Below are 12,071 nucleotides of genomic sequence, written 5' to 3' on the forward strand. Positions count from 1 at the left end.
ACATAATATTATATACTTTTCGAGAATAATGACACTTCAACCAAAATATCAAAGTTCAAAATATCTTAAAATGTTAAAGATAGTGAGATTTGAATTGCATCAATTTATAAGGGACACAGAAAATAGAATGAAGTCATTTTGAATCGATAAAATTGTTGAAGTTGTATAGGTTTAGACAAATGTTTACTATGGTTAGTTCGAAGAGTATTGGAAATCTATAAAGAAATCTAAATGAGTAAAAAAGTAACAATTATTAAGGATTGATGCTAGATAAAAAATTTTGATTGAAAATAAATATATAAAAGAGGATGTCAGTAATTACTTAATAATAAAAAAGGGTATAAGTATGAGTTTTAATACTGAAAACAGAACAATTAAGGATATATTTCAACGAGCAGCTGAATATAAAGTACCAAGATACCAAAGAACTTATGTATGGAAAGAAAATAATTGGTCAGAGCTTTTAACAGATGTTACTTTTACAATTAACACAGATTCTGACGCTAATTGGTCTCACTTTCTTGGAACAATAGTTTTAAATGATAAAAATAAAAATTTGGGAACAGCTAAGGATCCAGGGGTGGATTATTATGAGATTATTGATGGTCAACAACGTTTGACTACAATCTTTGTTATTTTTGCAGTTATTGTAAAACACTTAAATGATATGGATAATGAAGAAGCTGAAAACCGTGCTAAATTTATAAAAAATACTTATTTAACAACTTTAAAATCGACTAATGAAACAATTTCTAAAATTAACAATCCAGATCTTCATTCGTCACTCCTTTCAATCTTAGATTATATAAGCAAAGACTCAAAAGTAAAGCTAGAAAAGAGCAACAACACTCTGTATCATGTTTTTAACTACTTTGATGATTATATAAAAGAGAAAAGCTTTGAAGAAACAGACATGTTCTTAAACCAACTACTAAAGATTAATATTGTCGAAATTGTATCTGGAGAAGAAGAGGAAATTTATAACATTTTCGAAGTGTTAAATGCTAGGGGACAAAAGTTGAAACAAATGGAGTTACTAAAGAATCATATAATGAAATATGTCCACCCTAGAACGGATGATTTTATTGATCACTCAAAAAACAAGTGGAATGATTTAATAGAAATCACCAAAAATTTATCGGATATTGACAGTTTGATTAATCATTTTTCAAAATGCTATATAAAAAAAGAGCAGAAAATATAAACTCTGTATACAAATTAATAAAAGAAGAAGTTAGCATAGATAAACTTTCTGGTCTGTTAGATGATTTACATGAATTTGCAAAATCTTATATGGAAGTTAATAAGGTAGAAAAATCTAATACGGCAGTTGAATATTTTAATATCAAAAGAAATCAACAGATTCGTTCTCTTTTAGCAGCAATAAATCTTCTGAAGAATATAATAGATACAAAAAGTTATTGGAAGAGGTTGAAAAGTAAAATTAAAACCTGTATAAAACCTAAAATAATGAAAAAGAAACTAAGAGAGCCCTCAATGCACTGAGGCTCTCTTTTACATTTATTCAACTATATTTTAATCATTATAAGAATCACTAGTAGAGGTTAAAATGTTGGTCCTTTGGTTATTTCGATACGCCAGTCATTTCCTGTGCCAATATGATAGAGTTTAGAAAATGAATTTTGGTTGACCGCAACGCCTATATTAACGAGTGAGTTAATATAAACTAAAGGTTCACCAATGTTGACGTCCGCAAAAGAACGTACGAATTTCATGATGTTTTGATAGACTTTGTTTTCACGGTTATAAATGGTCACAATCAGGTTATCTCCATGATGAATATCATTCTCTTTAAAGTAGGAAAGTGGAATGTTGGTCCATAGAGAGCCGAAGCGGATATCTAAGACATCAATATAACCGATGAGTGTATCGCCTTCTTGTCTAGAATCGTTGATTGGAAGTTGTTTGATTGAGTCTAAATCAATAGACTGGCCTAAATCTTCAAATTCAATTTGACCGGCAGCTAAGCGTGCACCATTATAGGCATAAATATCACGACCATGGAAAGTATGGCTTTCTTCAGAATGCGGTAAACGACTTTTGACTTCATCTATCGCAATGACTGATTCAATGCCTTCATAATGCAGTATATGTGTCAGTGAACCGTTATCTGGTGTAATGATATAGTGACCTGTTTTGGTCAAGCAAGCAATACTTCTGCGATCACTGCCTACACCAGGATCAACGACAGAAACAAAGACTGTGCCTTTTGGCCAGTATTTCACAGTTTGATAGAGACGATAGGAAGCTACCCAAATATCATAAGGTGGAATGTCATGTGTTAAATCACTGATGAAGATATTGTCACTGACCATACGTGCAACACCTTTCATTGCGCTGACTGCACCGTCTTCTATACCAAAATCTGATTGTAAAATTAAGTTGTTACTCATCTTTATTCTCTCCTCTAATGTGTGATTCTTCAGATGACGGACTTATTATTTAAAAAATCTGAAAACTTTAAACGTATGCCTATATTATGCCCTTTTCATATGAAAGTCAATATCCTTTTAAAATACTAGGAATTCAATATAAAAATACGCTTAGTATTTAAATTTTCTCAGCTTTAAAACTGAGGAGGCGTTTAACTTTAATTGGTAATATTAATTTTAGTAGTATGTATAGGCTCAATAAAAAATCGATGAAAACACTTAAGGTTTTCACCGATCTTTTATTTGAGACTTGATTTATTACTTGTTTTTTAACTCGTTTACATATCGCCGATAGATAAATATTTCGTTTCTAAATATGGCTGAATACCTTCAATGCCACCTTCTCTGCCATAACCACTTTCTTTCATACCGCCGAATGGGGCATGTGCAGCAGAAGGGCCGCCATCGTTCCATCCAATAACACCATAATCTAAATTATTATAGATGTAGAAACCAGTTTTATAATTATTAGTAAAGAAATAAGCAGCTAAACCGAATTCAGTGTCATTCGCCATTTTGATTGCGTCATCTAAATCAGCATAAGCCATAACAGGCGCTACAGGACCAAATGTTTCTTTATGCATAATTTCCATATCTTGATTCGCATTTGAAATGACGACTGGTTTTAAGAAATTGCCGCCTAGTGATTCAATTTCATCCAATGAACGAGATAATTGTCCGCCTTTAGCTTCTGCATCTTTAATTTGATGAACGACTTTATCTACTCCATCTTGGTTAATTAATGGGCCAACGTCTACTCCTTTATCTAAACCGTTACCTACTTTTAATTCATGTACTTTTTGTATTAATTTATCTACATACGTATCGACAATATCCTCATGTACATAAATACGGTTGGCACAAATACATGTTTGACCAGCATTTCTGAATTTAGTTGCGATTGTTTGATCGACAGCATCATCAATATTTGCGTCTTTGTGCACAATTACGGGTGCTAGACCACCGAGTTCCATAGTGACATTCTTAACAGAACTAGCTGCGCCTTCAATCAATTTCTTGCCGACAGGTGTAGAACCTGTAAAGGTAATCTTTTGAATGATTGGACTTTCAGTAAAAATACGTCCAGCATCTTTACCAGATATAATAACGTATTGAATAGCGTCTTTTGGGATGCCTGCTTCATGTGCTAGTTCTACTAAACGGATTGTAGTCAGTGGTGTTTGTACTGCTGGTTTACATACAATCGTACAACCTGCAGCTAAAGCAGGTGCCATTTTACGAGTAATCATTGCTGCAGGGAAGTTCCAAGGTGTAATCGCACCGACCACTCCGACAGGGAAAGATTGAACAATGATCTTTTTTGAAGTGGAATTTGCTGGAATAGTACGTCCATATAGACGTTTTGCTTCTTCTGCATACCAATCAACGTAGGAACGTGCATAATCAACTTCACCTAGAGCTTCTTTTAAAGGTTTGCCGCCTTCTTTTGTAATCAGTTCAGCAAGTTCCTCTTTATGTTCATCAATTAATTTTGACCAAGCCCATAGTTTCTCAGAACGTGTATGGGCATCTACTTCACGCCAAGATAGAAAGGCATCATGTGCTTTTTCTATTTGCTTATTCATTGTAGCTTCATCCGTATACTCAAGTGTTTCAATCACTTCATTCGTTGCTGGGTTCAAAACTTCTAATTTTGTCATTTTCTATCACCTTATTTTTCCTTTTTTGTACATAATATAAAATCGCTGCAATTCCATACCAAACAAAGACAATTAGCCATTCAGAAGGCCATATTAATGAAGATGGCATTCCTGGCAAGTAAATAATGATGAACGATAAACTTAAAATAATTGCGATGACACCTATTGCTTTACCATTCTTGATTTTATAAGGTCGTTTTAAATCTGGTGCTGCTTTTCTTAACTTTAAGAAAGAGAGTGCAACCAATAAATAACCAATTACTACTCCAATACCCCCAGCGTCCACAATCCACACTAAAGCTGGACGACCAAGCAGGGGAGAAACAAATGCAAGTATTCCTAAGAAAATAATACCATGTGTAGGTGTTTTATATTTTGGATGGATATAAGCAAACCACTTTGGAATCATCCCATTATTCGCCATAGCATATAAAATACGGCTGCCTCCGATAATAAATGCATTCCAACTGGTAATAATACCGGCTACTCCTCCAAGTACAAGAAGGATACCAAAGCCGCTACTTCCAAATAAATTAACCATTGCATCAGCAGTAGCTAAACTACTCGTGTTTAATTCTTTAGGAGTTAACCCAGTTGCTACTCCAAATACGATAAGTAAGTAGAAAAACACAGATGCAATAATAGAGATAATTAATATTTTACCAATCTTTTGAGATGGCGCTTTAACTTCTTCAGCAATTTGCGGAATAACATCAAACCCTACAAATAAAAATGGAATCATTATCAAGATGGACATTGTGCCACCGAAGCCATCGACAAATAATGGCTTTAAGTTTTGAAAGTTACCGTTTACTCCAGCACCACCAACTAACAATAGACCTACTGCAACAATGAAAACAGTAAAAACTGTTTGTGTGATTGCAGCTGGTTTAATACCAAAATAATTAAGCGATGTTAAAACAACACTGCCAATTGATCCGATTAATACCCAAGTTAAATAGACGTCCCATCCTTGAATATTCCATAAGAAACCGGAATGTTTAAATGGTATGACATAGTCTATAACGGTTGGTAAAGCAACAGCTTCGAATGTAATAACAGATACATACCCAAATAATACAGACCAACCAGAAATAAAAGCGATACCTGGTGCAAAGGCCTTTTTAACAAATACAAATCCTCCGCCAGTTTCTGGAAAGGCTGACGCGAGTTCTGCATATGTGAGACCAATAAATATAACGAATAATCCTCCGATTAAAAATGCTACGATGCTGCCTAAAAACCCTGCTGTAGAAACCCATTCTCCTGATAGTACCACCCATCCCCATCCGAGCATGGCACCAATTGCTAAAAACAAAACATCCATTATACTCATGGATTTACTGAAATGTGATTTCATAACGCATACCCCATTTAATTATTTATCTATTTTTAAACGTTTCTGCAAACATCTTCTAAAATTTCTAACCCTTTGTTTAATTCATCATCCGTGATGACAAGTGGTGTTAAGAAGCGGATGACATTTCCTTTAAGTCCAGCCGATAATAAGAGTAATCCCTTTTTATTTGCTTGTTTTACAATTTCTGTAGTTTTCTCTTTATCTGGCTTTCCTGTGTCAGGATCTACAATTTCCACTGCCACCATTGCACCTAAGCCTCTAATATCTCCAATAAAATCAACTTTTTGCGATAAGCTGTTTAATTTTGCTTTAATAACAGTGCCCACTTTTTCTGACTTATCATTTAAATTCTCTTCATCAATAATTTCTATTACTTTTAAGGCTGCTTCGCAGGCGATCGGATTACCACAATACGTACCGCCTAATTCTCCAGGATTAGAACTGTCCATCATTTCCGCTTTACCAATTACACCACTGAGTGGGAATCCTGCAGCTAATGATTTAGATACAGTCACCAAGTCAGGTACAACATCGAAGTGTTCGATTGCGAACATCTTTCCAGTACGTGCAAACCCAGATTGGATCTCATCAGCAACAAATACAATGCCATGTTGATTACAAATCTCTCTTACAGCTTGAACAAATTTTTTATCTGGTATAATAAATCCGCCTTCGCCTTGAACAGGTTCCATTACGACGCAAGCTACTGTTTCAGGATCAACTGCAGAAATAAAGAAATCGTTTAATTGTTGAATGATATAATCTACGTATTCTTCATCGCTTAAGTTGTCAGGTTTTTCTGATAAATTAGGGTATGGTGCTTGATATACATCAGAAGCAAAAGGACCAAATCCTAATTTATACGGACGTACTTTACTTGTCATCGACATTGTTAAATTTGTTCGCCCATGAAAACCGCGTACAAACGATACAACACCTGTTCTTCCAGTATGCTTTCTAGCAATTTTCACTGCATTTTCTACAGCTTCGGCGCCAGAGTTTAATAATATTACTTTTTTATCAAAATCACCTGGCGTAAGGTGAGCGAGCTTTTCTGCAAGCTTCAAGTAGCTTTCATACATAATGACATTAAATCCTGGATGAATGAAGTTTTCTACTTTTTCTTGAATATGTTTTACAATCTTTGGATGGCTATGACCTACATTCAAAGTGCCGATGGCGGCTGCGAAATCAATATATTTATTATCTTCGATATCTGTAACTGTAGCACCCTGTGCATATTTTGCAACATTTAAGTTACCGTTGCCGACCCCACGTGCAACATATTGATTTCTCAAATCGATAAATGCCTCGTTACTTACTTCTCTATTTGCTTGGTTATCTCTTAATGTCATAATAATCCCCTCCAGTTTTGTTGATTAGAAGTATCATACGCTAAATATTGGTACAATGAAAAGAACCAGAACAATAAAAAGTATGGTACCAGAGGTGTAAAATATGACAAAAACAAAAGATTTTATATATAGAAGAATCTATAGACAACTGAAAAAAGATATCTTAGATCATAAGTATGAAAGTCATGAAAAGCTTCCGTCTAAAAGGGCTTTAGCGAAAGAAATGAATGTAAGTATTAACAGCGTAAAAACGGCATATGAACAATTGATTGCTGAGGGATATATTTACACCAAAGAAAGACAAGGTTATTTTATTGAATCATTGAACCAACTCATTATAGAATCTAATCAACAAATTGAAGGAAATGTATTTAAAGAGAAAAAAGAAGATAAAACAAAATATCATTTCACTTTGTCACATATGTCGACAAATTTATCAAAATTTCCTATTGATACATGGGGAAAATTGCAGAAACAAGTTTTTAAAGAGTCACGTTCGATTTTATCTGAAGTACCGTATATTAAAGGACCTATTCAATTAAGGCAATCTATTGCAAAGTTAGTTTCATTTAAGCGCGGTATTCACTGTGATACGGAGCAAATTATCATTGGTTCAGGTACAAATGCGTTACTGTTGTATATATTAAAGTTATTTAAACAATCGTCATTAATTGGAATTGAAAACCCTGGGTATTCTCGAATGCGTAATTTAATTCAACAGCAAAACTTCAAAATCTTAGATATTCCATTAGACAATAAAGGGGCATCTTTTCGTGCGATAAAAAAGAACAATCCACACCTCATGTTAACTACACCTTCTCACCAATTTCCAATTGGAACGATAATGCCAGTTTCTAGAAGGATTGAATTATTGAACTGGGCCACTCGAACGGAACATTTTATTATAGAAGACGATTATGACAGTGAATATAAATACGGTACTGACAATATCCCTTCTTTATTCAGTTTAGATAAAAATAATAGGGTGATTTATTTAGGAACATTTTCCAAAACGTTGCTACCAGGGTTAAGAATCAGTTATATGATTTTACCCAAACCAATTGTAGAAGTGTTTGATAACTATTTTAAAGACTCTGTTTCAGAAATCAGTACTTTAAATGCACTGACTTTATCCAAGTTTATAGATGAAGGTCACTATGAAAAATATATACGGAAGATGAGTCATATTTACGAAGAAAAAAGGAAGAAGCTTGTGCGTATATTAAAAAATAAATTGCGCGAAACTATTACTATAAAAAATATTAAAGCCGGCCTGCATTTTGTTATCTATGTAAATTCTCCCTACACTTATAAACAAATTGAAGAAAGAGCGAACTATTTTAAGCTTGAATTATACACATTGCGAAGATTCATAGCAGAGGATATTTCTCAACAACTTGCGGAAGTAATTATTATTGGATTCGCGAATATTGAAGATGAAAAAATGGAAGAGACAGTAGAAATATTAGATGAGGTCTTGTTTGGAAAACAATAGAATTTGTAATTACTCTTCAGAAAAGCCTTCAAATGATTAAAATTGAAGAATTCATATTCCAATATAAATAAAGTAAAGAAGCTATCAACTCGGAAAAGATGATAGCTTCTTCTTTGTTATTAAAAGAATTAGTAGTACCTCGATCTTGCACTAAAACTTTTAAAAGTTATTTTATTTGCGATGTAACATAGGCTTTGAAGTTTTCAGCTTCATCTTGTTTGAAATCAGTTAATTTAAATGTGCCAATTTCAAATGTCAGACTTAATGTGTTTTCTGTGAGTTCAATCGCTTTAATTTCATTGTATGCGATGTTGCGATAATAGAACTCTCCAGCCATATCTACGTTTAAAATCAAACGTTCATTCGTGGCGATGTAAGCTGCTTCAAAGATTTTAATTTCACCGTTCATTGGATAACCCATTTTGCCTAATACTGAAGCTTGTTGTGACTCGGTTGGAAATAGGTCATTTGGGTTCACTTTATCTAATATCATAAATAAGCTACCTCTTCTTTATATATTGCCTAGGAAATAATCGGCTTAGTCTTCAGCATTTAAATCAATACTGTTAATGTCGATACCCATTGCTTTTGCGACACCTTTACCATACTCAGGATCTGCTTTATAGCAATGACGGATATGACGTTCTTTTACTTCTAATGTTACGCCTTCCATTTCATTTGCTGTGTTTTGGAAGATGCGTTCTTGTTGTTCAGGAGTTTGTAATCTGAACAATTTACCTGGTTGTTCGAAGTAGTTGTCGTCATCTTCACGGTAGTCGTATTCATAAGCTGGACCATCTACGACATCCATTGGTGGACGTTTGTAACCTGGTTGGCTTTCCATTGCGCCTGTGCTGTTAGGGTAGTAATGTGTTTTACCGCCTTGGTTGCCGTCTAAGAAGCGACCTTGACCATCACGTGCGAATGGACATAAGTTTTCAACACCTACACCTTTAGGTTGGTTGACTGGGATTTGCCAGTGGTTAACACCTAAACGGTAACGTTGAGCATCTCCATAAGAGAATAAGCGGCCTTGCAACATTTTATCTGGTGAGAAGTCGATACCAGGTACAATATTAGTTGGTGCGAATGCTGCTTGTTCAACATCCATGAAGTAGTTGTCAGGGTTGCGGTTTAATTCGAACTCACCGACTTCAATTAATGGATATTCATCTTTAAACCAAACTTTAGTTAGGTCGAATGGATTGTCTTTGTGGTTACGTGCTTGTTCTTCTGTCATGACTTGAATGTACATTTTCCATTTAGGGAAGTTGCCTTCTTCGATAGCTTCGAATAAGTCACGTTGAGATGATTCACGATCTTTCGCAATCACTTGTTCTGCTTCTTCTGGTGAGAAGTTTTCAATACCTTGTTGTGTACGGAAGTGGAATTTCACCCATACACGTTCGTTATCTTTATTTAATAAAGAATAAGTATGTGAGCCGAAACCGTGCATGTGTCTATAGCCACGAGGAATACCACGGTCAGACATTAAGATTGTCACTTGATGTAATGCTTCAGGTAATGAAGTCCAGAAGTCCCAGTTGTTTTGTGCACTACGCATGTTTGTACGTGGGTCACGTTTAACTGCGTGGTTTAAACTTGGGAATAATTTAGGGTCTCTGAAGAAGAAGACAGGTGTATTGTTACCTACAAGGTCCCAGTTACCTTCATCTGTATAGAATTTTAATGCGAAGCCACGGATGTCACGTTCAGCATCAGCTGCACCGCGTTCACCAGCTACTGTAGAGAAACGTGCAAACATAGGTGTTTGTTTACCGACTTCTGCGAAGATGCTCGCATCTGTGTATTGTGTAATATCATTAGTTACTGTAAATGTCCCGAATGCACCTGAACCTTTAGCGTGCATACGTCGTTCAGGGATAACTTCACGATCGAAGTGTGCTAATAATTCTAAGAAATATACGTCTTGCATTAGCAATGGACCACGTGGACCTGCTGTTGCTGAGTTTTCACGATCTCCTACGGGGTGGCCGAAAAGACCTGTTAATTTTGATTTGTCTTTACTCATATTCAACTCTCCTTATTTAGAATGATTCTAATCTATCTATAATGATTGTAGCATGACGCATAAAAAAACTGTTAAAGAATAGCACTCGTTCTTTGAAAAAATTAATAACTGTTCTTGAAGAATTTGTGAACTCTTTATAAAAGTCGTTTCAATGAATTAAAACAGAGTACAATATAAATGTAAGCATTAAATCAAGGAGGGTTTTAAAATGACTTATAATTTTGAAGACCAAGGTAACAAACCAGTAGTAGATAATATCGAAGGTATGACATTGGAAAATCAAAACTATCGTACTACCATTTGGACTGGTTCAAATATTCAAGTTACATTAATGACAATTCAACCAGGAGATGACATCGGTTTAGAAATCCACCATGGTATTGAACAATTCCTACGTGTTGAACAAGGTAAAGGTTTATGCCAAATGGGTCCAACAGAAGACAATTTGAATTTCGAAAAAGAAGTCAATCCTGACGATGCGATTATCGTTCCTGCAGATACATGGCATAACGTCACAAACAAAGGTGACGAACCATTAAAACTTTACTCAATCTACGGTGGTCCAGACCATAAATTCGGTACTGTACACAAAACACACCAAGATGCAGAAAATGATCCGAACGAACATTAATAATACACATCATCATATATAGGGAAAACGACATTTCTTGAAAGAGGAGTGTCGCTTTTTAATTTGAATTTCGAGAATGAAAGAGAGTTTGATAGTATAAAGATAAATCTATTGTTATGTATTGAGGAGCTGCTGAAATGAAACAGAAAGTATTAAATCTCATGGGTACACGAATTACTTTACAGATTGAACACCCTAAAGCAGAAGTACTATTAAATCACGCTGAAGAGATGTTGAAAGACTATGAAAAACGCTTTAGCGCAAATGATGATAAATCAGATTTAATGCACGTAAATCAAAATGCGGGCATTAAACCTGTACAAGTAGATGAAGATTTATTTGAATTGATTGCACAGGCACATGCGGTCAGTCTGTCTTCTGATTCTAAGTTTAATCTGACGATTGGGCCATTAGTTAAATTATGGAAAATCGGCTTTAAAGATGCTCAATTACCAAATGAATCTGACATTCAAGAGCGTTTACAAAAAATCCGACCAGAAAATGTAGTATTAGATCATGAAGCGTATACGGTTTATTTAAAAGTATCTGGTATGGAAATTGATTTAGGAGCCATTGCGAAAGGTTACTTTGCGGATCGATTAAAAGATTACTTTGTCTCACAAGGTGTACAAACAGGCATTATTGATTTAGGTGGTAATGTCTTAACGATTGGCCGTCCGTTAGACAAGGATAAGTGGACAGTAGGAATTCAACAACCTGATTCTGAACGTGGAGGATTAGTAGGTGTTGTGGAAATCGCAGGTCAATCTGTAGTGACTTCTGGTATTTATGAACGATACTTCTATAAAAATGGCAAACTGTATCATCATATTTTAGATTCAAAAACAGGTTATTCAGTAGAAGGGGACATTGCTAGTATAACGATTGTTTCTGATCAATCTATTGATGGAGAGATTTGGACAACTGTATGTTTTGCGATGTCAATTGATCAAGCGATTACGGTGTTGAATGAAATTCCTGGTATTGAAGCAGTGATTATCAGTAAAGATGGTGAAGTCTTCACAACACAGCGTATGACGCATCTCACTTTGATTTGATTTTACATAGATATTAAATTATACCG

10 protein-coding genes are annotated in these 12,071 nt (G+C 34.9%); 4 read left to right on the forward strand and 6 right to left on the reverse strand.

Translation table 11 applies throughout. The annotated features are described in order from the left end of the window. The first annotated feature begins 346 nt into the window (after positions 1 to 346). Entirely contained in the window at positions 347 to 1,204 is an 858-nt protein-coding gene (locus tag CD112_RS08915) for a DUF262 domain-containing protein (protein WP_103364184.1), read from the forward strand. 361 nt (positions 1,205 to 1,565) lie between these two features. Here CD112_RS08915 and CD112_RS08925 read toward each other — a convergent pair whose 3' ends face one another. From CD112_RS08925 to gabT, 4 genes are all read right to left on the reverse strand, one after another. Further along, positions 1,566 to 2,414, reverse strand: coding sequence for an SAM hydrolase/SAM-dependent halogenase family protein (locus CD112_RS08925; protein ID WP_057510650.1), 849 nt, complete (start codon positions 2,412 to 2,414; stop codon positions 1,566 to 1,568). Positions 2,415 to 2,731: 317 nt separating this feature from the next. Continuing rightward, on the reverse strand, positions 2,732 to 4,114 hold the full coding sequence (locus CD112_RS08930) for an NAD-dependent succinate-semialdehyde dehydrogenase (protein ID WP_103364185.1): 1,383 nt from the start codon (positions 4,112 to 4,114) through the stop codon (positions 2,732 to 2,734). Then, a complete protein-coding gene (locus tag CD112_RS08935; RefSeq protein WP_070463044.1) occupies positions 4,077 to 5,474 on the reverse strand; it encodes an APC family permease in 1,398 nt (465 codons plus the stop codon). The genes CD112_RS08930 and CD112_RS08935 overlap by 38 nt, the downstream gene beginning before the upstream one ends. Positions 5,475 to 5,506: 32 nt before the next feature. Continuing rightward, positions 5,507 to 6,829: a 4-aminobutyrate--2-oxoglutarate transaminase gene (gabT, locus tag CD112_RS08940; RefSeq protein ID WP_070463041.1), complete on the reverse strand. Its 1,323-nt coding sequence runs from the start codon at positions 6,827 to 6,829 to the stop codon at positions 5,507 to 5,509. 103 nt (positions 6,830 to 6,932) lie between these two features. Here gabT and gabR point away from each other — a divergent pair, with 103 nt between their 5' ends. After that, positions 6,933 to 8,324 (forward strand): MocR-like transcriptional regulator GabR, encoded by a 1,392-nt coding sequence (gene gabR / locus CD112_RS08945; protein ID WP_061055050.1) that lies wholly within the window; start codon positions 6,933 to 6,935, stop codon positions 8,322 to 8,324. 166 nt (positions 8,325 to 8,490) lie between these two features. Here gabR and CD112_RS08950 read toward each other — a convergent pair whose 3' ends face one another. Further along, positions 8,491 to 8,817, reverse strand: a complete 327-nt coding sequence (locus tag CD112_RS08950; RefSeq protein ID WP_070463035.1) for a hypothetical protein — start codon at positions 8,815 to 8,817, stop codon at positions 8,491 to 8,493. A gap of 45 nt (positions 8,818 to 8,862) precedes the next feature. After that, complete coding sequence (locus CD112_RS08955) at positions 8,863 to 10,356, reverse strand: catalase (protein ID WP_002480188.1); 1,494 nt, start codon at positions 10,354 to 10,356, stop codon at positions 8,863 to 8,865. Positions 10,357 to 10,564: 208 nt separating this feature from the next. Here CD112_RS08955 and CD112_RS08960 point away from each other — a divergent pair, with 208 nt between their 5' ends. Beyond that, entirely contained in the window at positions 10,565 to 10,987 is a 423-nt protein-coding gene (locus CD112_RS08960) for a cupin domain-containing protein (RefSeq protein WP_103364186.1), read from the forward strand. Positions 10,988 to 11,124: 137 nt separating this feature from the next. Further along, positions 11,125 to 12,045, forward strand: coding sequence for an FAD:protein FMN transferase (locus tag CD112_RS08965; RefSeq protein ID WP_103364187.1), 921 nt, complete (start codon positions 11,125 to 11,127; stop codon positions 12,043 to 12,045). Positions 12,046 to 12,071 lie beyond the last annotated feature (26 nt).

This window comes from Staphylococcus simulans (assembly GCF_002902285.1).
GTDB classification, from domain to species: domain Bacteria; phylum Bacillota; class Bacilli; order Staphylococcales; family Staphylococcaceae; genus Staphylococcus; species Staphylococcus simulans.

What these genes read in the sequence shown, in the direction of transcription:
- CD112_RS08965 (WP_103364187.1), top strand. Translation starts at nt 11,125, where the DNA reads ATGAAACAGAAAGTATTAAATCTCATGGGTACACGAATTACTTTACAG.
- gabR (WP_061055050.1), top strand. Translation starts at nt 6,933, where the DNA reads ATGACAAAAACAAAAGATTTTATATATAGAAGAATCTATAGACAACTG.
- CD112_RS08925 (WP_057510650.1), bottom strand. Translation starts at nt 2,414, where the DNA reads ATGAGTAACAACTTAATTTTACAATCAGATTTTGGTATAGAAGACGGT.
- CD112_RS08935 (WP_070463044.1), bottom strand. Translation starts at nt 5,474, where the DNA reads ATGAAATCACATTTCAGTAAATCCATGAGTATAATGGATGTTTTGTTT.
- gabT (WP_070463041.1), bottom strand. Translation starts at nt 6,829, where the DNA reads ATGACATTAAGAGATAACCAAGCAAATAGAGAAGTAAGTAACGAGGCA.
- CD112_RS08960 (WP_103364186.1), top strand. Translation starts at nt 10,565, where the DNA reads ATGACTTATAATTTTGAAGACCAAGGTAACAAACCAGTAGTAGATAAT.
- CD112_RS08915 (WP_103364184.1), top strand. Translation starts at nt 347, where the DNA reads ATGAGTTTTAATACTGAAAACAGAACAATTAAGGATATATTTCAACGA.
- CD112_RS08950 (WP_070463035.1), bottom strand. Translation starts at nt 8,817, where the DNA reads ATGATATTAGATAAAGTGAACCCAAATGACCTATTTCCAACCGAGTCA.
- CD112_RS08955 (WP_002480188.1), bottom strand. Translation starts at nt 10,356, where the DNA reads ATGAGTAAAGACAAATCAAAATTAACAGGTCTTTTCGGCCACCCCGTA.
- CD112_RS08930 (WP_103364185.1), bottom strand. Translation starts at nt 4,114, where the DNA reads ATGACAAAATTAGAAGTTTTGAACCCAGCAACGAATGAAGTGATTGAA.